Genomic DNA, 23,375 nt, shown 5'->3' with positions numbered 1-23,375 from the left:
ATCTAGGTGCTTTTATGATGTTAAAAAATGTATAAAAATATTGACTACAATTGTATCAGTAAATAAAATATAATTAGGTAATACTTATTAATTAACCCATTAAATTAGTAAGGTTATTAAACCACACTCATTGTATACTACACAAACACTATTAATAAGTATTACGCATAATAAAATCCAAACCATAAAACGAAAATAACACCTAATGGATATCATCCCTAGGTGTTATTTTTTTGATGATTTAATAATATTAACTTGTATTTTAATTATAGACAGTAATATTATAGCTTATACATAAAAAAGAAATGTAAAAAATAAATTAATATATTAAATTTATGGGTAGTAGGTAGATACAACCTTGTTTTCTAGTTTTTCATTAGATATTATATTTTTCGCCTATTCCAGACATGATAGCTGAAAATTCTTTTATATTATCAATTTTAAATATGTAACTTCTAGAAGCTACAAAAAGTTCAACACCATCGGAATACATTTGAGCTCCAAGTAGCTTACTGAAAGGAATTTCAATACCTTTTTCACTCGCTAAAAATACAATTCTTTTATTTGTTATGTATAAAGTACCTTCATATTCATTGCTATTTGTAATCTTTATTGGTTCAGTATAAGATTCTCTTGAACCAACGGAAACACCTTTTGCAATTCTAAAATTAACGCCAGAGCTTTGAGTTTTGTAACTTGTCCTAGTTGTTATAACAACTCTTTGTACAGGTCTAGCGTAATGACAATATTCACCTCTTTTAGTTAATAAATTTATTTCAGCTATTTCAGGCAGATTACCATTTGAAATACTTAAATAGAGTTCCTCTTCAGCTCTTTTTCTATTTTCTTCTTCTATTCTGATTCTATTAAGTTCATTAATTTTTGCTTCTTTTTTACTTTTCAATTTGTCTATTAATAACCTTAACATCCTATACCTCCTTATATAACATAATTTTATTATTTTTAAGGATATTGTTCAATATGTTTAGTATAAGGAATTTAAAATGTTAAGAAACTATTATTTTTTATACATAAATCAAAAAGCAGTCCTAAGACAACCTACCTGCTCAATATAATCCCAAGAAAGTGATTTTACTTAAATCCATTTCTATAGTATTTTACAAAACCTTTCTCAGATTTCTTAAGCTTACGATATTCTTTAAATAACCTTATCAAGAATGGAGTTACTTTATAAAAGTATATTGCTAAACAATAAATTAAATAAGCTAATAGAGATATAGATAATGTAGATAAAATAATTAGTATAGTTCCATATAGGATATTAAGCATATAATCACCTCATTAGATTCATGTCCATTTTCGTATTTTATATACAGAAAATATAAGAATAGAAAAAATTCCTTCATTATATATATGCTAGAAATAATACTTTTTATATGAGTCTAAAACTAGTATTTCTTAAAATTACTGATGTAGGAATATATTACTAAGGAAAAAAATAGGTTGATACGAGAACATTTGTTTGGTATAATTTGTTATGGATTTTACCAGCTAAGGAAAAGGGGGAACTGAAATGACAAACTTAGAAGTGTTTGGAAAACAAGAGGAGCTTATAAAGATGATATATAATTTAAAGGAGCAACAAGAAAAAAGAAGCAAGAAGCCTTGTAAAAAGACTTCTTAAGTATATGTCTAACATGAATAACATATTGAAATATGTTTAATTGATGTTTTAAGCAGCGAAAAAGACTCTGTGTTGGAGAAAGTAGAAAGTAATCTTCAAATTAAACAACTTTATAATAAAATTGGTATTTCTTTAACAGAAAGAGAAGGTGCAATATTAAAAATGAGATATGGCCTTGTAGATGGCAGATGTAGAACTCAAAGAGAAATAGCTGCATTACTAGGTATTTCTAGATCTTATGTTTCTAGAATAGAAAAAAAAGCACTTAAAAAGTTAAAAAAGGAGCTATCAAGTAAATAACGAGTAAATAAAAATAAAATATTATATATTAAAAAGAAGGAATGTATAATAAATTATAGAATAAATTATTGAAAGTAAGAAAGTAGAGTAACACGGAGGGGAAAAAGTGATTTATCTGCTAAATGAATTATTACAAGAAACAATAAACAAGGGAGCATCGGATTTACATTTAACTGTTGGATTACCACCAACTATTAGAGTAAGCGGTAAATTAATGAGAATTGGAGAAGAAAAATTATCACCAATTGAATTAAGAGGATTTGCAGAGGAAATATTACAAGAAAAAATTAATGACTATGATAATATTGGTGAAGTAGATACATCATATTCAATTTCTGGAATAGGTAGATTTAGAGTAAATGTATTTAAACAAAGAAATAGTGATGCAATAGCTATTAGGGTAATTGCACTAAAGATTCCAACTCTAGATGAATTGAAGCATCCAAAGGTAATAAAAGATATTGTTCAAAAACAAAGAGGTTTAGTATTAGTTACTGGACCAACTGGAAGTGGTAAAAGTACAACTTTGGCTGCTATGATAAATGAGATAAATAGTACGAGAGAAGCTCATATTATTACATTAGAAGATCCAATAGAGTATTTGCATAAGCATAATAAGTGTATAATAAATCAAAGAGAGATAGGGAAAGATAGTAAGAGCTATCGAAATGCATTAAAAGCTATTTTAAGAGAAGATCCAGATGTTATACTTGTAGGGGAGATGAGAGACTTAGAGACAATTTCAATTGCAATTACTGCGGCAGAAACAGGTCATTTGGTATTCTCCACACTACATACAATAGGAGCTGCTAAAACTATAGATAGAATAATAGATGTTTTTCCACCACACCAACAACAGCAAATAAGGGTTCAATTAGCAGCTGTATTACAAGGAGTTATTTCACAACAATTGGTTCCAGTAGTAAATAATGATGGAAGAGTGGCAGCTTTAGAGATAATGACTACAACTCCTGGAATTCAAAATTTAGTTAGAGAAGGAAAAACTCATCAAATAGAATCTGCAATACAGACTGGTGGAAAATATGGAATGAAAACAATGGATATGGCTTTAGTAGAATTATATAAGAAAGGTAGCATAACTTTAGAGACTGCATTAATGTATTCAGTAGATAAAGAAACTATTAAAAGAATAATGATGCTATAAAAACAGAGGAAACTCTGTTTTTTTCTTTAATTTTTTTATGAAATTTTTAATTCAATAGAGGAAATTTAAATTGAATGTTGAATATAAGATTTAGTAATATTTTTAAATAATTTTATAATTACAGACATTATGACTAAAAATTTTTATAATGTTTAGGAAAAGGTTGAGTTATTTTAAGCAAGATGATAAAATTATAATTGAATTTTATTAAATTTAAATAAAAAATTATGGAGAATTTTATAAAAGGAATTAAATTTTATAACAAATTACGTAATTTTTTAATGTTATTAAAAACAACCTATAATATAACAGTAAAATTCAAAAAGATACATTTATTACTATTTAGCAACAAGAACTTTAGTAGTTACTTTATTAAGTATTGTTAAAAAGGTATAATATGATGTAAAATTAATATATAAACATATATATTTTAATGAATTTGAAATTATTTAAATTATGAGAAGAAACAAAGTAGAAAAATTACTAGTAGATATTTTCTAAAGGAGGAATTATTTTGTTAGATTTCGAAGTAGATATGCAAGAGTTAACCAATATTAAGGTAATTGGTTGTGGTGGCGGCGGTGGTAATGCCGTAAATAGAATGATTGCTGAAGGGCTTAAAAACGTTGAGTTTATTGCCGTTAATACAGATAAACAAGCTTTGATGTTATCTCATGCTAATGTAAAAATTCAAATTGGAGAAAAATTAACAAAAGGGCTTGGAGCAGGAGCCAATCCTGAAATAGGTAAGAAAGCTGCTGAAGAAAGTAAAGAAGAGATTGCGGAAGCAATAAAAGGAGCTAATATGGTATTTATTACTGCTGGTATGGGTGGTGGAACCGGTACTGGAGCAGCACCTATAGTAGCTGAAATTGCTAAATCTATGAATATATTAACAGTTGGTGTAGTAACTAAACCATTCCCTTTTGAAGGAAAAAGAAGAATGAGACATGCAGAAATGGGAATAGAAAACCTTATGAAGTCTGTTGATACATTAGTTATTATTCCTAATGAAAAATTATTATTAATGGCTGATAAAAAGACAACTCTTTTAGATTCATTTAAATTGGCCGATGAAGTATTAAGACAAGGTGTTCAAGCTATATCAGATCTTATTACAATCCCTGGTGTAGTTAATGCTGACTTTGCAGATATAGAAACTGTTATGTTAAATAAAGGATTAGCGCATATGGGTGTTGGTCATGGAACTGGAGACAATAAGGCTCAAGATGCTGTTAAGCAAGCAATTTCATCACCACTATTAGAAACATCAATAGATGGAGCAACTGGAGTTATTATTAACTTTACTGGTGGAGTTGACTTAGGAGCTATTGAAGTTTATGAAGCAGCAGATATTGTAAGAGAAGCAGCAGATCCAGATGCTAATATTATATTCGGTGCTGTTATTGATGAAACATTAACAGATGAAATAAGAATAACTGTTATAGCAACAGGATTTGAAGAAGATAATAACAAATTATTAAATCATGAACCAATTTTTGAAAAAAAAATAGTTAAAGAAGAAAAGGTTAATGTTGAACCAACAGAACCTGTAAAAAGAGTAGATCCTCTTTTGGATATTGAAACTGAGAGTGTAAATATACCAAGTTTCTTAAGATCAAGAAAGTAGCGTAGATATTTAAGACCAAGAAATTGATTTTCTTGGTCTTTTTTTTGCTTTTAAACATATTAATAATTATAGTACAACTTTGTTAGTTTTTATTTAATTACTCAATGAGGTGTAAATAAATGTAATAAATAATAGATGAAAATAAAAAAAGTAACGAGTTATTATGACAAAATTTTGAAATGAAAGAGTTTATAATTTAAATAAAAAGGGGGAAGAGAAATGGTTATATACATAGATATACTTTTGATAGAAAATTTTATCATTAATCTATTTTTATTACTTATTACATTAAAGGCTCTTAGATATAAGTATTATAAAACAGTTTATATCGCTTCAATAGTAGGTTCCTTGTATACGTTAGTTTTATTTATGGATAATAAGATCTTAGCATCTTTACCCTTTAAAATTATTGTTGTTTTATTAATGGTTATGATTAGTACAAAAAATTATAAGTTATTAAAAAATATAAAATCCACTATAGCCTTTATTATAATGTCCTTTACACTATGTGGATTTTCATTTGCATTTTCAATGATAGATAATTATTATAGCATTTTTAGTGATTTTACAATTAATGACTATTCTATTAAATATTTATTAATATCTATTATGGGGCTTTATGTAGTTATAGTTCGCGTAATAGATTATCTGAGAGATAGAGCTTTAATTAATAATTTTATTTATGATATTGAAATATCTAATGAAAAAAACACTCTTTTTATAAAAGGTTTATTGGATACAGGGAATGCTTTAAGAGAACCAGTTACAAATTTACCTTGTATCATAATTGAAAGTACTTTTTTAGAAAATTTTAATATTAAAAGTAATGAGGAATTTTCAATTCCTTATAGAACAATTGGTGAAGATGGAAACTTAAAAGGGTTTAAAACTAATACAGTTAGGATAAGAGGTGAAGATGAAGAGTGGAAGGTAGTAGAAGTTATACTTTGTAAATGTAAAAACAAATTAAGTAAGGAAAATGAATTCAATGCATTATTATCAAGAGGAGTAATATAAAGATATGATGAAAATAAGAGTATTATTAAATAGAATATTATCAAAGTTAAAGATTTTAAAAGGAGAAGTTCATTATGTAGGAGGTAGTGAAGCATTACCACCTCCACTAAAAAAAGATGAAGAAGAAGAATTGGTTGAAAAATTAATTCATGGTGATGAGTCTATTAGAGATATTTTAATTGAGAGAAACTTAAGATTAGTAGTGTATATTGCAAGAAAATTTGAGAATACTGGAGTAGGAGTTGAAGACTTAATTTCGGTTGGTACCATTGGATTAATAAAGGCAGTTAATACTTTCAATCCAGAAAAAAAGATTAAACTTGCAACTTATGCATCAAGATGTATTGAAAATGAAATATTAATGTATTTAAGGAGAAATAGTAAAGTTAAAGCTGAAATTTCGTTTTATGAACCTTTAAACATAGATTGGGATGGCAATGAACTTTTACTATCAGATATTTTAGGAACAGAAAATGATATAGTTTATAACTTGATAGAAGATGAAATAGATAAAGAATTATTATTCTTAGCTTTAAAACATTTAAATGATAGAGAAAAAGAAATAGTAAGATTAAGATTTGGATTGAATGGCACTAGAGAGAAGACTCAAAAAGAAGTAGCTGATATGCTTGGTATATCTCAATCATATATTTCAAGACTAGAAAAGAAAATTATTAATAGATTAAAAAAAGAAATCAATAAAATGATTTAGGTTGTCTTGAGTATAAAACGTATGACTCTCGGGGATACTTTTTAATGCAGTATGTTATTACTTCATAAGGGGTTGATAAGCTTGATTATTAATAAGGTAGAAATATGTGGGGTAAATACCTCAAAATTACCTATCTTAAAAGAAAAAGAAAAAAGAGAGTTACTTTTAAGTATGAGGGATGGAAATAAAAGTGCAAGGGAAACTTTCATTAAGGGGAATTTAAGATTAGTTTTAAGTGTAATTCAAAGATTTAATAATAGGGGCGAAAATGTAGATGACTTATTTCAAGTTGGTTGTATTGGATTAATGAAGGCTATAGATAATTTTGATTTAAGCCAAAATGTCAAATTTTCAACTTATGCTGTGCCAATGATAATAGGTGAAATAAGAAGATATTTAAGAGATAATAATTCCATAAGAGTAAGTAGATCTTTAAGAGATATAGCGTATAAAGCTTTATTGGTAAGAGATAGATTAATTAAGGAAAATAATAAGGAACCAACTGTTTCTCAAATAGCAAAGGAACTTAATTTGCCAAGAGAAGAAGTTGTATTTGCTTTAGATGCAATACAAGATCCTGTGTCTTTATTTGAACCTATTTATCATGATGGTGGAGATGCAATTTACGTTATGGACCAGATAAGTGATTCTAAAAATACTGATGAAAGTTGGCTTGAAAATATTTCTATTAAAGAAGCTATGAAAAAATTAAATGATAGAGAAAAGCTTATATTAACATTAAGATTTTTTAATGGTAGAACTCAAATGGAAGTAGCTGATGAAATTGGAATATCACAAGCTCAAGTATCTAGGCTAGAAAAAACTGCATTAAAGCATATGAGGAAATATGTTTAGGGCTCTTAATTGAGCTCTTTAAAATAACTTTGATTTGTACATGCTGTATTTGTAAAGGAGGATATTTATGGGTTTTTTTGATAATATTAAAATGGAAGATGAAAGACATATAGAAGAAGAGAATGAATTACTATTACATTCATTAAATGCAATTAGAACTATGGAGGTAATAGATATTAAAACTGGTTCTAAAATTGGTTATATTAAGGATTTTGTAATAGATATTAAAGAAAGCAAAGTAGTATCTATACTACTACCTGGAATGCCTAAAGGATGGTTTGCTAAAGAAGAGGATATAGAAATACCTTGGAATAAAGTGAAAAAAGCAGGTATAGAAGTTATATTAGTTGATAGTACTGATATAGAGAATTTAAATTTATAAAAATAATATGGAAAAAACATATAAAAATATGTATAATTTATATTGTACATATAGATACTTAAGAAAGGCGTGAATAAGATGAGATGTCCATTTTGTTCCTTTGAGGAGAGCAAGGTTGTAGACTCAAGATCAACTGATGATAATACTACAATTAGGAGAAGGAGAGAATGTTTAAAATGTAATAAAAGATATACTACATATGAAAAGGTTGAAGACATTCCAATATTAGTTGTAAAAAGGGATTCTACCAGAGAAAATTTTAATAAGGAAAAAATTATAAATGGATTAATTCGAGCATGTCAAAAAAGACCGGTATCGAGAATGCAAATTGAGGAATTGGCAGAGGATATTGAAAAGACTATATCTAATAAGATGATAACAGAAGTTAATTCTAAAATTATAGGCGAAATGGTAATGGAAAGATTGAAAGAATTAGATGAAATATCATATGTTAGATTTGCTTCGGTATATAGAGAATTTAAAGATATAAATACATTTTTAGAGGAAATAAAAAATTTAGTTTCTAAAAAGTAAAAGATTAACTTAAAATAGACAATTCTATTTTAAGTTAATCTTTTTGGCTTTGGTTAAAAATAAGTTAAAAATTTTTTTATAACTTAAAATAAATAGAAAAGGATTTTAATAAATGGTAAAATGTATTAAAATAGTTAAATGAGGTGGCTAGATGATAAACTTATATAAAGATGATGTTAAAGAAGTAAAAGATTTCCTAATCTATAACTTAGGTAAGATAAATATAGTTTTTTCAACAGCTAAGGATGATAGAAGCTTTAATAGACATAAAGATTATGGTATAGACAATTTAAATAGCATTATAAGAGACTTTAATTTAAAAAGCGTTGAATATTTAAATCAAATTCATAGCGATAAGGTTTATATATATGATAATTCCAATAAATCTATAAAAGATGAAGAAGGAGATGCTTTGATAACAAAGGAAGAAAATACAGCAATAGGTGTTTTTACTGCTGATTGTGTTCCTGTAATTATAGCAGATGTTAAAAATAACGTTATTGCATCTATTCATAGTGGGTGGAGAGGAACCTTTAATTCAATAGTGATAAGAACTTTAGAAAAAATGGTAAGTGAATTTAATATAGATATAAATGCAACTAAAATATTTATAGGTCCTCATATTAGACAGTGTTGTTATGAGGTTTCAGAGGAGCTTAAAGAAAGTTTCATAGAAAAGACTAAAATAAATAAAGATTTATTATTTAAAGGCAGAAACTTAAGTATGGAAGAGTGTATATTAAAAGATCTTAGAGGTTTTGGAATTAGAGAAGATAATATTTATTCATTGAAACTTTGCACTCATTGTGAAGAAAACTTAAAGTTATATTCTTATAGAAGATCAGTAGGTACTTATGGAAGATTATTTTCATTTGCATTTATAAAATAGGGAGGGGTAGTTATGGCAGCAGAAAAAATACTTGTAGTAGATGATGAGGATCATATAGTTGAACTTATAGGCTATAATTTAATTAATTCAGGATATAATGTAATTACAGCTAATAATGGTGTAGATGCAGTAAGATTAGCAAAGGAAGAGAATCCAAATTTAATTTTACTTGATTTAATGATTCCTGGCTTAGATGGATTCGACGTATGTAAGAGTATTAGAGGAGATGCTAATACTAAAGAAATATCAATTATTATGTTAACTGCTAAGGGAGAGGAGTTAGATAAAATATTAGGGTTAGAGCTTGGAGCTGATGATTATATAACAAAACCATTTTCTATAAGAGAGCTTCTTGCTAGAATAAAAGCTATACTTAGAAGAACAAAGGCTTCAAGTGGTAGTGAAGAGATATTTAAGGCTAATGACATTTACATTAATTTTGATAGAAGAGAAGTTAGTATATTAGATAAGAAAATAGATTTAACATTAAAGGAGTTTGAACTTCTAGAAATATTAGTTAAAAACAGAGGAAAGATATTAACTAGAGAAACTCTTTTAGATAAAATATGGGGATATGAATATGTTGGAGAAACTAGAACTGTTGATGTTCACATAAGATATTTAAGAAAGAAAATAGAGGTTGATGATAAAAATCCTAAATTTATAGAAACTATAAGAGGAGTAGGATATAGGTTTAATCCTAATAATTAGAATATGAAGAAAAGAATATTAGCATCATCATTAATAACTGTAATTTTTGCATTAATAGTAGTGACTTGTTCTTTTATTGCATTAGTAAATATAAAGGAAATAGATAAGACTAAAGAAATATTATCAACATATAACGATGTCATTATAAAAAATAATATTTTTAAGGACGAAGATTTAAATGAATTTGTTATAAATAGAACAAAGGTTAGGTTTACCATAGTAGATAGCGAAGGAAATGTTCTAAAGGATACAGATAATGATAATCTTGAAAATCATTTAGACAGAGAAGAAATAGAAGAGGCATTTAAAAATGGAAAGGCTTCAACTACAAGATTTAGTAATACGCAAGGGATTAATGTTGTTTATTATGCAACTAAAATTAATGAAAATACAGTAATTAGGGCATCAGTGCCTCTTAGCAATGTAAGAGTATTTTCAGAAGGCTACATAAAATATTATATTATAATTATAGTTTTTGTAATTTTATTATCTCTTGGTCTTTCATTAAAATTAATTAGAGCAATTATATATCCTGTTAAAGAATTAGAAATGGCAACATATAAAATAGCAAATGGAGATTATAGTAGAAGAGTTAATATATTTACAAATGATGAAATAGGATCATTAGCAGGTACCTTTAATGATATGGCTGAACAACTTCAATCTAGAATTTCAGACTCTGCAGATAAACAAAATAAGTTAGAGGCAATCTTAGAAAGTATGGAAAGTGGAGTAATTGCTGTAGATAATAAACAAAATGTAATTTTAATTAACCCTTATGCTAAAAATTTATTTGGAATTAATAAAGATATTATTGGTGAAAATATTTCAGAATACATAATTGATTACGACATAATATCATTTATGAGAAATGTACCTGAAATTGAGACTAAAGAAATTAAACTTATGCATCCAATTCCTAGGGAGCTTCGAATTAAGAAAGCACCTATTATTAATTCAAGAAAGATACCAATAGGAATTGTTGTTACAGTTTTAGACATAACTGATATAAAAAGGCTTGAGAATATGAGAAGTCAATTTGTAGCAAATGTTTCTCATGAGTTAAAAACACCTTTAACATCTATAAAAGGTTTTGCGGAAACTTTAAAGTATGTGGATGATAATAACACTAGGAATAAGTTTTTAGATATAATAGATAAAGAAGCAGAAAGATTAACAACATTAATCAATGATATTTTAATTTTATCTAATATTGAGAATAGTAATAAAATGAAGGAGGAAGAATTTAATCCTTCTGAAGTAATTGAAGATGTAATAAATATGTTTGTTAATAATTTTAATAATAAAGAAGTTAAAATATCTTTTGATGATAAAGGTACAAAGACTTTAATAGGAGATAGAGATAAATTCTATCAAATGATGTTAAATTTAGTGGAAAATGCTATAAAGTATTCTAATGATAGTGTTAAAATTAACATTAAAACATACGAAAATAAAGATTATGCATATGTAGAAGTTGAAGATAATGGAATGGGAATTCCAAAGGAAGATTTACCTAGGATATTTGAGAGATTCTATAGAGTTGATAAATCTCGTGCTAAGGGTGGAACAGGGCTAGGATTAGCAATAGTAAAGCATATTGCTAAAATGTTTAATGGCGAGATTTATGTAGATTCGATTTTGGATAAAGGAACAAAATTTACTATTAAAATAAGAAAAACTAAGAAGCTAACAGATTTCATATTTTAAAAGAATTGTATGAAATAATATTTAATTTTAGATATTATTTTAAATACAATTCTTTTTTTGGAACTTTTTATATTAATACAGATAAGAAATGTTAAATTTATTTAACATAATCCTAACTTTTCTTAACTTTCAACTAATATTTACTTAACTTTTAGGGATTAATATAAGTATGTAAGGAAAATTAATAAAAAAAGAGATAAATTATTAATTTGGAGGAGAAATTTATGAAAAGAAAAAGTTTAAAACTTTTATGTACAGCTTTACTAGTAACGATGGTAGGAGGGGCTGTTGTTGGATGTGGTAACAGTTCATCAAATGAAAATTCAGAAGGAGGAAGTGTTACAATATCAATTTCAGGATCAACATCTGTTGGACCGTTAATGGGAAAATTAGCAGAAAAGTTTGAAGCAGATAATAGTAATGTATCAATAGAAATAAATGAAGTAGGATCATCGGCAGGTATTAAAGATGCTATAAATGGGGTATCAGAAATGGGAATGTCCTCAAGAGAATTAAAGGATGAAGAAGAAAGTCAAGTAAAGGCAACAACAATTGCTTATGATGGTATTGCAATAATAACTAATAACAATAATCCAATTAAAAACATAACAATTGATGAAATTAAAGGAATATATACTGGACAAATAACGAACTGGAATCAAATTGAAGGCGGAAAAGATGCACCAATAGTTGTAGTTTCAAGAGAAGAAGGATCAGGAACTAGAGATGCTTTCCAAGAGATAGTGGGATATAAATCAGAAGAGTTATTACCAGATGCTATGATAGCAAATGCAACAGGAGCTGTTAAGGAAACAGTAGCTGGAAATAAAAATGCTATAGGATTCGTATCTTTTGAATACTTAGATAATGAAGTAAATATAGTAAATGTTGAAAATGTTGAGCCAACAGCTGAATTGGTGAAATCTGGAGAATACAAGATATCAAGACCGTTCATCGTAGTAAATAAGGAAGGTAGCTTAAGTGAAGAAGGACAAAAGTTCATCGACTTTATTCTAAGTGATGAAGGCCAAACTATAGTTAAGGATAACAAAGCAATTCCAGTTAAATAACTGATTCATTAAGAATGCTCCAGGTGGGCATTCTTACTTTCATAGGAGAGGATAAGGATGTTAAAGGTTAGAAGTAATAATAAAAGTAAGTATGTTATAGAAAATATTTCAAAAGGAGTATTTTTAGCAAGTGCTCTTATTGCAGTAATAAGTTTATTGATAATTGTATGTTTTGTATTTTATAAAGGATTAACACCGTTTATAAGCAAGGGATATTCTTTTATTGATTTTTTCTTTGGTACTAAATGGGTACCAAGTGCAGATCAGTATGGAGTTATGCCTATGGTAATTGCATCTATATTAGGAACTCTAGGTTCATTAGTAGTAGGTGTTCCAATAGGTATATTAACTGCTGTATTTATAGCAGAAGTTGCACCAAGAAGAATTGGAAAAATTATTTCAGGTGCTGTTGAACTTTTAGCAGGAATTCCATCTGTATTATATGGTGTGTTTGGTTTGGCAGTGATTGTTCCATGGATTATGAATACTTTTAATCTTCCTAAGGGACAAAGCCTTTTAGCAATTATAATAGTACTATCAATCATGATGCTGCCAACTATAGTAACAGTTTCAGAAACTGCAATAAGAGCAGTTCCTAAATCATACAAGGAAGGTTCATTAGCTCTAGGAGCATCACATATAGAAACTACATTTAAAGTAGTTGTTCCAGCAGCAAAATCAGGTATTTTAGCAGCTGTAGTGTTAGGTATCGGAAGAGCAATAGGTGAGACTATGGCTATAATATTAGTAGCAGGAAATTCTCCTGTTATACCTACATCAATTATGAATTCAGTAAGACCACTTACTACTAATATAGCATTAGAAATGGGATATGCATTTGGAACTCATCAAGAAATGTTATTCGCTACAGGGGTCATATTATTCTTATTCATATTATTGTTAAACTTAGTATTAAGTAAACTTTCTAATAAGGAAGGTAACTAGTTATGAGAAAATTTAAAGAAAATTTATTAAAAGTATTATTATGGTTATCTGCAGCTATTACTGTAGGTATGTTAGTATTTATATTAGGATTTATATTTTTAAAAGGATATAAATTAATAAATATAGATTTTATAACTAAAAATTATTCTGCGTCAGGAGATGGCGGTATTCTGCCTATGATAATATCTACTTTATATACAGTATTTATTTCTATAATAGTAGCAACTCCTATAGGGGTATTAGCAGCAATTTATTTAACAGAATATGCAAAACAAGGTAAAATGGTAAAGATAATTAGATTTGCCACAGAAAGCTTATCAGGTATACCATCAATAGTATATGGTTTATTTGGATCTATATTTTTTGTTGTTACATTAAAATTTGGATATTCATTACTTGCTGGATCCCTTACAGTTGCAATTATAATTTTACCAGTAATTATAAGGACTACAGAAGAGTCTTTAAAGTCAGTTCCACCATCATATAAGGAAGCTTCATTAGGACTTGGAGCAACTAGATTCCAAACTTTATATAAAGTTATAGTACCGAGTGCTATACCTGGTATATTAGTTGGTATAATATTATCAGTTGGTCGTGTAGTTGGAGAATCAGCAGCTATACTATTAACAGCAGGAACGGTTGCAAAAATGCCAAAAGGAATAATGTCAAGTGCAAGAACGTTAACGGTTCATTCTTATTTAGTAACTCAAGAAGCTGGTAATATAGAACAAGCAGCAGCAGTTGGTATAGTTTTAATAGTAATAATATTAGTTTTAAATCTATTAGCAAAGTTAATTACTAAAAAATTTAATAAGGCAAATTATTAATTTTTATGATACTAAGAGGTGTAAGTATGTCAAATGAAAATATGAAAAAAATTCAAGTTAGAAATTTGAATTTATATTATGGTGATAATCAAGCGTTAAAAAATATAAATATAGATTTAGAAGAACATAAGGTTACAGCATTTATTGGACCATCAGGGTGCGGAAAATCTACATTTTTAAGAACTATAAATAGAATGAATGATTTAATAGATAATGTTAAAATAGAAGGAGAAATCCTTGTTGATGGTGAAGATATATATAAAAGCAAAGATGTAATTGCATTAAGAACAAAAGTAGGCATGGTTTTCCAGAAACCAAATCCTTTTCCAATGTCAATTTATGATAATATAGCTTATGGGCCTAGATTGCATGGGGTAAGAGATAAAAAGAGCTTAGATGAAATAGTTGAAAAAAGTTTAAAAGGTGCTGCACTTTGGGATGAAGTAAAAGATAGACTTAAAAAGAGTGCTTTAGGATTATCTGGAGGACAACAACAAAGATTATGTATTGCTAGAACTATAGCAGTTTCACCTGAAATAATACTAATGGATGAGCCAACTTCAGCTTTAGACCCAATTTCTACTAATAAAATGGAAGATTTAATGGAAGAATTAAAGAAAAAATACACAGTAATAATAGTAACTCACAATATGCAACAAGCTGGAAGAATTGCAGATAAGACAGCATTCTTTTTAAATGGTGAAATAATCGAATATGGTGATACTGAAGATATTTTCTACAAACCAAGAGATAAGAGGACGGAAGATTATATTACTGGAAGATTTGGTTAAAATTAATAAGAGGTGATTAAAGATGATGAGAGAAATGATGAGCAATAAAATTAAGTTACTTAACTCCGAGTTAATTGAAATGGCGAGTTTAGTTGAAAAGCAAATATATGATAGTATGACTGCTTTGAAAAACCAAGATTTAGATTTATCAAAAAAAGTTATGAAAAACGATGATAAAGTAGATGAACTTCAAAGAGTTATTGAAGAAAAGTGCATCAAGTTTATGGCTACTGAATCACCATTAGCTAGAGATTTAAGAAGCATATATACTACAACTAAAATAGTTACTGATCTTGAAAGAATGGCAGATTATGCAGTTGATATTTGTAAAATAGTACCTAGAGTTAAAGGAGTAGACTTTTCAGATGATATAGCACCAATATGGGAATTGGTTGATATTATTAACAATATGATAAAACTGGCAATTGAGGCATATGTTAATGGAGATGAAAAGGCTGCCTATGAAATTTGTCATATGGATGATAGAGTAGATGCGATTTATCAAAGTATGTTTGGAATAGTATTAAAAAAGATGAGTAAAGATGAATCAATGATAAATCAAGGAACTCAAATTTTATTTGCATCTAAATATTTAGAGAGAATTGGAGATCATGTAACTAATATATGTGAATGGATAATATTCTCTAAAAAAGGTAATTACGTTGATTTAAATGAATAAATAATAAGTAATATCCTAAACATCCTCTTTGTAGAGGATGTTTTTTATTGACTATAGAATATTATTAATGTAATATAACATCAAGTGATAATTATAATTAGGTGAATTACGTTTAATAGAAAAAAAGTATGTATGTTTATATTTTTTATAAGATATAACGTTCTTTTTATAAATATAGTATTGTTCATAAAATTATATTTAAAAAGATTGAGGTGAGAAAATGAAAAATTTAATTAGTAAAGTTGATGCTGGAAGTATTGCAGAAGAAGTAGGTATAGAAGTTAATGATGTTTTAATATCAATTAATGGTACACCTATAGATGATATTATAGATTATAGATTTTTAGCTGTAGATGAAGAAGTTATTTTAGAAATAGAGAAACCGGATGGAGAAATATGGGAATATGAAATTGAGAAAGATTATGGTGAAAGTTTAGGACTTGAATTCCAAGGCGGAATAATGGATAAAGCAAAAAGTTGTTCAAATAAATGTATGTTTTGTTTTATTGATCAACTTCCAAAAGGAATGAGAGACACATTATATTTTAAAGATGATGATTCAAGATTATCATTTTTACAAGGAAATTTTGTTACTTTAACCAATATGAAAGATGAGGATATTGATAGAATAATAAGATATAAGATTAGTCCGATTAATATCTCTGTACATACAACTAATCCTGATCTTAGGGTTATGATGCTTAGAAATAGATTTGCAGGATCTATTATGGAAAGGCTTAGAAAATTAAGAGATGCAGAAATTGAAATGCATGCTCAAGTTGTTTGTATACCTAATGTTAATAATGGTGAGGAACTAAGGAAAACTGTAAGAGATTTATATGAATTATATCCTTATGTAAAAAATGTTGCAGTGGTTCCTATAGGTATTACTAAGTTTAGAGAAAATTTGCCTAAGCTTGATACATTTACAAAAGAATCAGCTAAAAATGAGATTATGATGATTCAAGACTTACAGAGGAAGTTTGTTGAAGAAACTGGAGCTCCATTTGTAAGGCTTTCAGATGAGTTTTATATAACAGCAGGACTAGATGTTCCAAATGAAGAATTTTATTCTGAATATGATCAATTAGAAGATGGGATAGGAATGATAAGGTATTATAGAGAGGTTGTTAATAGATCTTTAGAGTTTTTAAATAGAGATCTTAAAGGAAGTTTTTCTATGGTAACTGGTGAATTAGCCTATAATGAAATAAAAAAATCAGCAGATAGTATAATGAAGTGTAATCCTAATATTAAAATAGATGTATATAAGGTTATAAATAACTTCTTTGGAAATACTATTACAGTAGCAGGTCTTTTAACAGGAACTGATATAATAGATCAGCTAAAAGGTAAAATAAAAACAGATTATTTAATTATGTCAAGTAATATGTTTAGAAAAGGATATGAATTAGCACCAGCTGATATGGTTATGTTAGATGATTTAAATATTCATGATATAGAAGAAGCTTTAAACGTTAAGGTTATAGTTTGTGATTATACAGGTGATGACCTTATTGATGTAATAAATGCAAATTGTAAGGAGGATTAATAATGGGAAAACCAATAGTTGCAATAGTTGGAAGACCAAATGTAGGTAAATCTACTTTATTTAATAAATTAGCAGGGCAGAGGATATCCATAGTTCAGGATACTCCAGGAGTTACTAGAGATAGAGTGTATGCTCAAGCAGAATGGTTAAATTATAATTTTACTATGATTGATACAGGCGGTATTGAACCGGAAAGAGAAGATATAATTGTAAAGCAAATGAGAAGGCAAGCTAATATTGCTATAGAAACAGCAGATGTAATAATATTTGTTGTTGATGGAAAGGAAGGATTAACACCTGCAGACCATGAAGTAGCAAGTATGCTTAGAAAAAGTAAAAAAGAAGTTGTTTTAGTCGTAAACAAAGTAGATAATCTAAAAGACGAAGATAATGCTTGGGAATTTTACAATTTAGGAATAGGGGATCCTATAACTATATCTGCATCTCAAGGCTTAGGGCTTGGAGATATGCTAGATAGAGTAGTTGAAAACTTCGATAAGTATAATGAAGAAGATGAAGAAGATGAGTATATAAGAATAGCTATGATAGGTAAACCTAACGTGGGTAAATCTTCTTTAATAAATAGATTATTAGGAGAAGAGAGGCTAATAGTTTCTAACATTCCAGGGACTACAAGAGATTCTATAGATAGTACATTAGAAACAGATTTAGGAAAATTTATTTTAGTAGATACAGCTGGTCTTAGAAGAAAGAGTAAAGTAAAAGAAGAAATAGAGAGATACTCTGTAATAAGAACTTATGCAGCCATAGAAAGAGCCGATGTTTGTATTTTAATGGTAGATGCTACTGAGGGTGTAACTGAGCAAGATGAAAAGATTATTGGATATGCTCATGAAATGAATAAGGCTATTATGGTTATAGTTAATAAGTGGGATTTAATAGAAAAAGACGATAAGACTATGCAAAGATATAAAGAAGATTTAGAAATGAAACTAAAATTCTTAAAATATGCGAAATACTTATTTATATCTGCTAAAACAGGTCAAAGAACTCATAAGGTTTTAGAAATAGCAAGAGAATGTTATGATAATTATTCAAAGAGAATTCCAACAGGAATATTAAATGAAGTTATAAATAAAGCAGTTCTTATGAAAGAGCCTCCAATAGTAGGACTTAAAAGAATGAAGATTTACTATGCTACTCAAGTTGCAGCTAAGCCACCTAAGTTTATATTCTTTGTTAATGATTCTAATGCTAGACATTTTTCATATGAAAGATATCTTGAGAATCAATTAAGAGATAGCTTTGATTTTAGTGGTACTGGTATTCAAATAGAGTATAGAGAAAGGAAGGAATAATTTATGAGTCATGTGGCTTTTTTAGGAGGCGGTAGTTTTGGTACTGCCTTAGGAATATTATTGGCTAATAAGGGATATGAAGTTAGTATATATGATAGAAAAAAATCTGTAGTTGATGATATAAATATTAATAGAAAAAATGATAAGTATATTAAAGATTTGAATATACCTAAAAATGTCACTGCTTATAATGATCTTGATGAAACTATAAAGAAAGCAAAATTTATAGTTTTATCTGTTCCATCTCATGTAATAAGAACAGTATCAAGGTCTTTGAAAAATAAGATAAGTGAAGATGTTGTTATTATTAGCATAGCAAAAGGAATCGAAGAAGGATCAAATTTAAGATTATCACAAGTCATAGAAGAAGAACTTCCTAACAATAAAGTAGTAGTATTATCAGGACCAAGTCATGCAGAAGAAGTTGCTTTTGATATACCAACAACAGTAGTAGTTGCTTCTAGAAATTTAGATGCAACAAATAAAGTTCAAGATTTATTTATAAGTAAAAACTTTAGAGTTTATACCAATGATGATTTAGTGGGCGTAGAAGTTGGTGGTGCAGTTAAGAATATTATTGCTTTAGCTGCTGGGGTCTGTGATGGAATTGGTTATGGCGATAATTCTAAGGCGGCTCTAATGACCAGAGGAATGGCTGAAATAGTTAGAATTGGTATAAAGCTTGGAGGAAATCCAGAAACTTTTCTTGGATTAACAGGAATGGGAGATTTAATAGTAACATGTACTAGTCTTCATTCTAGAAATAGAAGAGCAGGTTTTCTAATAGGTAAAGGGGAATCTACTGAAGAAGCTATTAAAGATGTTGGAATGGTAGTAGAAGGTATTAAAGCTTGCAAAGCATTCTATGAGCTAAAGGAAAAGCTTAATGTTGAAATGCCAATTACAGATGTACTATATAAGATTTTATTTGAAAAAAAAGATCCTAAAGATGCTGTAGTGGCTCTAATGGAAAGAGAAAAGAAAAACGAAATATATTATTAATTTTAAGGAAGAAAAGCTACATAGTTTTTCTTCCTTTTTAGATTTAGGAATATTTTTTTAGTTTTCATAATATATTACTATATAATAATTTAAAAAGTAGAAAAAGTTGTATATTTTTTTATTTTTTAGAATATATATATAGTGTTAAAAATAAATAGGAGGGTACACTGTGGACAGCTTTAATATATATAAGGATATAGCTGAAAGAACACAAGGGGACATATATGTAGGTGTTGTAGGGCCGGTTAGAACAGGAAAATCAACATTTATTAAAAAATTTATGGACCTTATGGTAATACCAAAGATTGATAATAATTATAAAAAGGAAAGAGCAAAGGACGAGTTGCCTCAAAGTGGTTCAGGAAAAGGAATTCATACAACAGAACCAAAATTTGTTCCAAATGAGGCTGTTGAAATTACAATTGATGAAGAGATAAAATTCAAAGTTAGAATGGTAGATTGTGTTGGCTATATAGTTAAAGGTGCGGTAGGATATATGGATGGAGATGAAGCTAAAATGGTAAATACTCCATGGTACGAATACGAAATACCTTTTGAAGATGCAGCTGAAATAGGAACTAGAAAAGTTATTACAGATCATTCTACCATAGGTCTTGTAGTGACAACAGATGGAAGTATAACAGGAATTGAAAGAAATGAGTACTTAGAAGCAGAGGAGAGGGTAATAGATGAGTTGAAGGCAATAAGAAAGCCTTTTATAGTTGTACTTAATACAAAACATATAAATTCTCCTGAAACTAGAGCATTAAAAAAGGAGATTGAAGATAAATATGATGTTACTGTTCAAGTTATGGACGTAGCTAATATGAATGAAGATGATGTGGAAGATGTTTTCAAACATGTACTTAAAGAATTCCCAGTGAAAGAAATCAACATAGATATGCCATCATGGGTAGAAAGACTTGAGCCTGATAATTGGCTTAAAAAAGATTTCTTTAGTGTTATTAAGGGGATGTGTGAAGATATAAATAGAATAAGGGATGTTAAATCTGTTATTAATATTTTAAAAGAAGAGGAAAATCTTGCACCTATTGAAATGAATACTGTTAATTTAGGGGAAGGAAAGGCTAATATAAAGTTAAAGCCAAAAGATGGAATTTTCTATAATATATTAAGTGAAATTTGCGATTTAGATGTTAAATCGGAAAGTGATTTATTAGATTTAATTAAAGATCTTAATTATGCTAAAAAAGAATATGATAAGGTTAAAGATGCATTAATAGATGTAAGAGAAACTGGATACGGGCTAGTTCCACCTCAACTTTCTGAAATGAAGTTTGAAGAACCAGAAATGGTTAAGCAAGGAAATAGATTTGGTGTTAAATTAAAAGCATCTGCTCCATCTTTACATTTTATAAAAGCAAATATTAGAACTGAAATTAGTCCTATAATGGGATCTGAAAAAGAAAGTGAAGAACTTGTAAAATCATTAATGGAACAATTTGATGAAGATCCTGCATCATTATGGCAAAGTAATATGTTTGGTAAGCCGTTAGAAGTTTTAATTAGAGAAGGTCTACAAAATAAATTGTATAAAATGCCTGAGGATGTACAAGTTAAAATTCAAAAAACTTTACAAAAGATTATTAATGAAGGCAGTGGAGGATTAATCTGTATAATATTATAATTTTAGAGGTTGGTGATTAAACCAGCCTCTTTTTTATACTTTTAAATTATTCGAGAGCGAGTTTCGTGTTTAGATAAAATTTGAAAATAATAACTTGTTAAATATGTTAAATTTAAAGATTTATAATAAGGTTAAGGAAATTTATATAGGTATAATGAATAATATATATAAAGAATCTCTGAAAAGCTAATATACACTATAGAGAATTGAGGGATATTATGGAAAATAGATTTTATACCTATAGGAGAGTAGGATATTTAAAAGGAAGAATGGCAGAAAATTTAGGGGTGAAATTTACAGGTACCATTTATGCGTCCCCAGGGGTAATAAAGCATATAAAAAAGAAACATGGAAAACATTTAAGCAAAAAGATACTTGGAAATATTATAGAATGTATGAAGGAGATAATAGAAAGCCCTGATTATATAGGGGTATATAAGCTAACCAATAATGGAATATATATAGAATTAATAAAAAAAGCAGAAACAAATATTTTAATTGGAATAGATATTGATGATAAAAGAGATTATATATATGTTTCAACCATGTATCCAATAACTAATGGAAAGATAAAAAATAGATTGTATAGTGGTAAATTAATAGAATGGAAATAGAATTATAAGTTGAAAGATTGAGATAATAAGCATATAATGAATATGTTAGTTTTGAATTATATAATTGTTGAGGTGAGAAAAGGCTCCTCACGCGCTAAGTCTTCTAGTAAAAAGAGATGTAGGATACGCCGCCCTACCAACAATTTTTATTTTTATTTTTAAACTTTTGGGGAACCAAGAGTTTTTATTTTATCAGTTAACATTAGGAGGAAAATATGAAGAAGGTAGCAGTTGTATTTAATGGTGGAACAATATCTATGAAGGTTGATGAAAGGATTAAGGCAGCAGTACCAAGCTTAACTGGAGAAGAAATTATGTCTATGGTTACTGGAATAGAAAAATATGCAAAAGTTGAATCTTATAGTTTTTCTAGTAAACCATCACCACATATGAGTATACATAATATGTTAGAACTTAGTAAGTTCATAAAACAGTTAATAGAAAGAGAAGATATTGATGGAGTAGTACTAACTCATGGAACAGATACGTTAGAAGAAACTGCATACTTTTTAGATTTAACTGTAGATTCTGAAAAGGTAATTGTAGTTACAGGGGCTATGAGAAGTAGTTCAGAACTAGGATATGATGGACCATTTAATTTAGCTACCTCCATTTGCACAGCAATTTCAGAAGATGCTAAGGGAAGAGGGGTTTTAGTTTGCTTTAATGGCGAATTAAATTCAGCAGCAGAGGTAACGAAGGCTAATTCTATGGCTCTTAATGCTTTTAAAACTCCAAATTTTGGACCCATAGGAATAGTAGATAATAATAAAGTTTTATTTTATAGAAAAACTATTAAACATAGAGTTTATCATGTAGAGAATATAAAAGATGATGTTGCTCTTATTAAGTGTGTTGCGGGAATGACATCTGACTTTATAGATTTTGTTATAGATAGGGGATATAAAGGAATAGTAATTGAAGCTTTAGGAAGAGGTAATGTACCTCCTGAAATGGTAAAGGGAATAAGAAGAGCTTTAAATAAAAATATACCTGTAGTAATTGTATCTAGATGTTTTGAAGGTAGGGTGTATGAGTCCTACGGTTATGAAGGTGGAGGGAAGATGTTGAAGGATTTAGGAGTATTCTTTGAAGAAAGTATGCCGGGACAAAAAGCTAGAATAAAGCTAATAGTAGCTTTATCAAGTGAAAAAGCAGTAGATATTAAAGAATCCTTTAAGAAAAATACTAATATTAATAATTAATAAAAAATATAAGGTATTTATATTTTAAATTTAAAAAATTAAACGTTACATTTGTATCTAATGATAGAATGTAACTTTTCTTTTTATTATATAAATGTTAATATTCTGTGAACAAATCATTGACATAAATATATATAATATTTTATATTAAGTATGTTGAAATAATTAAAAAT

At 28.1% G+C, this 23,375-nt stretch carries 23 protein-coding genes and 1 pseudogene; 22 read left to right on the top strand and 2 right to left on the bottom strand.

What is annotated here, in order from left to right:
• Positions 1-376: 376 nt before the first annotated feature.
• Entirely contained in the window at positions 377-928 is a 552-nt protein-coding gene (locus ACQPUY_RS10430) for a hypothetical protein (protein ID WP_430841154.1), read from the bottom strand.
• A 164-nt stretch (positions 929-1,092) separates the two neighbouring features.
• Positions 1,093-1,290 (bottom strand): hypothetical protein, encoded by a 198-nt coding sequence (locus ACQPUY_RS10425; RefSeq protein ID WP_430841153.1) that lies wholly within the window; start codon positions 1,288-1,290, stop codon positions 1,093-1,095.
• A gap of 382 nt (positions 1,291-1,672) precedes the next feature.
• Between ACQPUY_RS10425 and ACQPUY_RS10420 the strand changes: the two are divergent.
• The 22 genes and pseudogenes from ACQPUY_RS10420 to ACQPUY_RS10315 form a co-directional block, all read left to right on the top strand.
• Positions 1,673-1,945 (top strand): annotated as a pseudogene (locus ACQPUY_RS10420) (sigma-70 family RNA polymerase sigma factor); the annotation flags it as partial.
• A 109-nt stretch (positions 1,946-2,054) separates the two neighbouring features.
• Positions 2,055-3,110: a type IV pilus twitching motility protein PilT gene (locus tag ACQPUY_RS10415; RefSeq protein ID WP_430841164.1), complete on the top strand. Its 1,056-nt coding sequence runs from the start codon at positions 2,055-2,057 to the stop codon at positions 3,108-3,110.
• 514 nt (positions 3,111-3,624) lie between these two features.
• The gene (ftsZ, locus tag ACQPUY_RS10410) at positions 3,625-4,740 is read left to right on the top strand and encodes a cell division protein FtsZ (RefSeq protein ID WP_430841152.1); all 1,116 of its coding nucleotides are present in this window, start codon (positions 3,625-3,627) and stop codon (positions 4,738-4,740) included.
• A gap of 219 nt (positions 4,741-4,959) precedes the next feature.
• The gene (locus ACQPUY_RS10405) at positions 4,960-5,757 is read left to right on the top strand and encodes a sigma-E processing peptidase SpoIIGA (protein WP_430841151.1); all 798 of its coding nucleotides are present in this window, start codon (positions 4,960-4,962) and stop codon (positions 5,755-5,757) included.
• Between the two features lie 4 nt (positions 5,758-5,761).
• Positions 5,762-6,469, top strand: a complete 708-nt coding sequence (sigE, locus tag ACQPUY_RS10400) for an RNA polymerase sporulation sigma factor SigE (protein ID WP_430841150.1) — start codon at positions 5,762-5,764, stop codon at positions 6,467-6,469.
• An 81-nt stretch (positions 6,470-6,550) separates the two neighbouring features.
• A complete protein-coding gene (gene sigG, locus ACQPUY_RS10395; protein WP_430841149.1) occupies positions 6,551-7,324 on the top strand; it encodes an RNA polymerase sporulation sigma factor SigG in 774 nt (257 codons plus the stop codon).
• Positions 7,325-7,391: 67 nt separating this feature from the next.
• On the top strand, positions 7,392-7,706 hold the full coding sequence (locus tag ACQPUY_RS10390) for a YlmC/YmxH family sporulation protein (protein WP_430841148.1): 315 nt from the start codon (positions 7,392-7,394) through the stop codon (positions 7,704-7,706).
• Between the two features lie 78 nt (positions 7,707-7,784).
• A complete protein-coding gene (nrdR, locus tag ACQPUY_RS10385; RefSeq protein WP_430841147.1) occupies positions 7,785-8,240 on the top strand; it encodes a transcriptional regulator NrdR in 456 nt (151 codons plus the stop codon).
• Between the two features lie 151 nt (positions 8,241-8,391).
• Positions 8,392-9,129, top strand: coding sequence for a peptidoglycan editing factor PgeF (gene pgeF / locus ACQPUY_RS10380; RefSeq protein WP_430841146.1), 738 nt, complete (start codon positions 8,392-8,394; stop codon positions 9,127-9,129).
• Positions 9,130-9,141: 12 nt separating this feature from the next.
• Positions 9,142-9,840 carry a winged helix-turn-helix domain-containing protein gene (locus tag ACQPUY_RS10375; RefSeq protein WP_430841145.1) on the top strand — a complete coding sequence of 233 codons (699 nt, stop codon included), beginning with the start codon at positions 9,142-9,144 and terminating at the stop codon, positions 9,838-9,840.
• A gap of 3 nt (positions 9,841-9,843) precedes the next feature.
• Positions 9,844-11,550: an ATP-binding protein gene (locus ACQPUY_RS10370; RefSeq protein ID WP_430841144.1), complete on the top strand. Its 1,707-nt coding sequence runs from the start codon at positions 9,844-9,846 to the stop codon at positions 11,548-11,550.
• 224 nt (positions 11,551-11,774) lie between these two features.
• Positions 11,775-12,620, top strand: coding sequence for a phosphate ABC transporter substrate-binding protein (locus ACQPUY_RS10365; RefSeq protein ID WP_430841143.1), 846 nt, complete (start codon positions 11,775-11,777; stop codon positions 12,618-12,620).
• 57 nt (positions 12,621-12,677) lie between these two features.
• Positions 12,678-13,565 (top strand): phosphate ABC transporter permease subunit PstC, encoded by an 888-nt coding sequence (gene pstC, locus ACQPUY_RS10360; RefSeq protein ID WP_430841142.1) that lies wholly within the window; start codon positions 12,678-12,680, stop codon positions 13,563-13,565.
• Between the two features lie 2 nt (positions 13,566-13,567).
• Positions 13,568-14,392: a phosphate ABC transporter permease PstA gene (gene pstA / locus ACQPUY_RS10355; protein ID WP_430841141.1), complete on the top strand. Its 825-nt coding sequence runs from the start codon at positions 13,568-13,570 to the stop codon at positions 14,390-14,392.
• 41 nt (positions 14,393-14,433) lie between these two features.
• Entirely contained in the window at positions 14,434-15,183 is a 750-nt protein-coding gene (gene pstB / locus ACQPUY_RS10350; protein ID WP_430841163.1) for a phosphate ABC transporter ATP-binding protein PstB, read from the top strand.
• A 22-nt stretch (positions 15,184-15,205) separates the two neighbouring features.
• Entirely contained in the window at positions 15,206-15,862 is a 657-nt protein-coding gene (phoU, locus tag ACQPUY_RS10345; protein ID WP_430841140.1) for a phosphate signaling complex protein PhoU, read from the top strand.
• A gap of 220 nt (positions 15,863-16,082) precedes the next feature.
• A complete protein-coding gene (locus ACQPUY_RS10340; RefSeq protein ID WP_430841139.1) occupies positions 16,083-17,414 on the top strand; it encodes a DUF512 domain-containing protein in 1,332 nt (443 codons plus the stop codon).
• Positions 17,415-17,416: 2 nt separating this feature from the next.
• On the top strand, positions 17,417-18,733 hold the full coding sequence (gene der / locus ACQPUY_RS10335) for a ribosome biogenesis GTPase Der (protein WP_430841138.1): 1,317 nt from the start codon (positions 17,417-17,419) through the stop codon (positions 18,731-18,733).
• A 3-nt stretch (positions 18,734-18,736) separates the two neighbouring features.
• Positions 18,737-19,735: an NAD(P)H-dependent glycerol-3-phosphate dehydrogenase gene (locus ACQPUY_RS10330; protein ID WP_430841137.1), complete on the top strand. Its 999-nt coding sequence runs from the start codon at positions 18,737-18,739 to the stop codon at positions 19,733-19,735.
• 169 nt (positions 19,736-19,904) lie between these two features.
• Complete coding sequence (gene spoIVA, locus ACQPUY_RS10325) at positions 19,905-21,383, top strand: stage IV sporulation protein A (protein ID WP_430841136.1); 1,479 nt, start codon at positions 19,905-19,907, stop codon at positions 21,381-21,383.
• Between the two features lie 218 nt (positions 21,384-21,601).
• On the top strand, positions 21,602-21,997 hold the full coding sequence (locus ACQPUY_RS10320) for a PBECR2 nuclease fold domain-containing protein (RefSeq protein ID WP_430841135.1): 396 nt from the start codon (positions 21,602-21,604) through the stop codon (positions 21,995-21,997).
• A gap of 215 nt (positions 21,998-22,212) precedes the next feature.
• Positions 22,213-23,202: an asparaginase gene (locus ACQPUY_RS10315; protein ID WP_430841134.1), complete on the top strand. Its 990-nt coding sequence runs from the start codon at positions 22,213-22,215 to the stop codon at positions 23,200-23,202.
• Positions 23,203-23,375 lie beyond the last annotated feature (173 nt).

Source organism: Clostridium nigeriense, from assembly GCF_050585245.1.
Lineage (GTDB): Bacteria > Bacillota > Clostridia > Clostridiales > Clostridiaceae > Clostridium > Clostridium nigeriense_A.
The sequence above is the reverse complement of the archived record's forward strand: the minus strand, read 5'-3'. Positions and strand labels throughout refer to the sequence as shown.

Coding starts and splice junctions, on each gene's coding strand:
- ACQPUY_RS10430 (WP_430841154.1), bottom strand. CDS start 928: ATGTTAAGGTTATTAATAGACAAATTGAAAAGTAAAAAAGAAGCAAAA.
- ACQPUY_RS10425 (WP_430841153.1), bottom strand. CDS start 1,290: ATGCTTAATATCCTATATGGAACTATACTAATTATTTTATCTACATTA.
- ACQPUY_RS10405 (WP_430841151.1), top strand. CDS start 4,960: ATGGTTATATACATAGATATACTTTTGATAGAAAATTTTATCATTAAT.
- sigE (WP_430841150.1), top strand. CDS start 5,762: ATGATGAAAATAAGAGTATTATTAAATAGAATATTATCAAAGTTAAAG.
- ACQPUY_RS10390 (WP_430841148.1), top strand. CDS start 7,392: ATGGGTTTTTTTGATAATATTAAAATGGAAGATGAAAGACATATAGAA.
- nrdR (WP_430841147.1), top strand. CDS start 7,785: ATGAGATGTCCATTTTGTTCCTTTGAGGAGAGCAAGGTTGTAGACTCA.
- pgeF (WP_430841146.1), top strand. CDS start 8,392: ATGATAAACTTATATAAAGATGATGTTAAAGAAGTAAAAGATTTCCTA.
- ACQPUY_RS10375 (WP_430841145.1), top strand. CDS start 9,142: ATGGCAGCAGAAAAAATACTTGTAGTAGATGATGAGGATCATATAGTT.
- ACQPUY_RS10370 (WP_430841144.1), top strand. CDS start 9,844: ATGAAGAAAAGAATATTAGCATCATCATTAATAACTGTAATTTTTGCA.
- ACQPUY_RS10365 (WP_430841143.1), top strand. CDS start 11,775: ATGAAAAGAAAAAGTTTAAAACTTTTATGTACAGCTTTACTAGTAACG.
- pstC (WP_430841142.1), top strand. CDS start 12,678: ATGTTAAAGGTTAGAAGTAATAATAAAAGTAAGTATGTTATAGAAAAT.
- pstA (WP_430841141.1), top strand. CDS start 13,568: ATGAGAAAATTTAAAGAAAATTTATTAAAAGTATTATTATGGTTATCT.
- pstB (WP_430841163.1), top strand. CDS start 14,434: ATGAAAAAAATTCAAGTTAGAAATTTGAATTTATATTATGGTGATAAT.
- phoU (WP_430841140.1), top strand. CDS start 15,206: ATGATGAGAGAAATGATGAGCAATAAAATTAAGTTACTTAACTCCGAG.
- ACQPUY_RS10340 (WP_430841139.1), top strand. CDS start 16,083: ATGAAAAATTTAATTAGTAAAGTTGATGCTGGAAGTATTGCAGAAGAA.
- der (WP_430841138.1), top strand. CDS start 17,417: ATGGGAAAACCAATAGTTGCAATAGTTGGAAGACCAAATGTAGGTAAA.
- ACQPUY_RS10330 (WP_430841137.1), top strand. CDS start 18,737: ATGAGTCATGTGGCTTTTTTAGGAGGCGGTAGTTTTGGTACTGCCTTA.
- ACQPUY_RS10320 (WP_430841135.1), top strand. CDS start 21,602: ATGGAAAATAGATTTTATACCTATAGGAGAGTAGGATATTTAAAAGGA.
- ACQPUY_RS10315 (WP_430841134.1), top strand. CDS start 22,213: ATGAAGAAGGTAGCAGTTGTATTTAATGGTGGAACAATATCTATGAAG.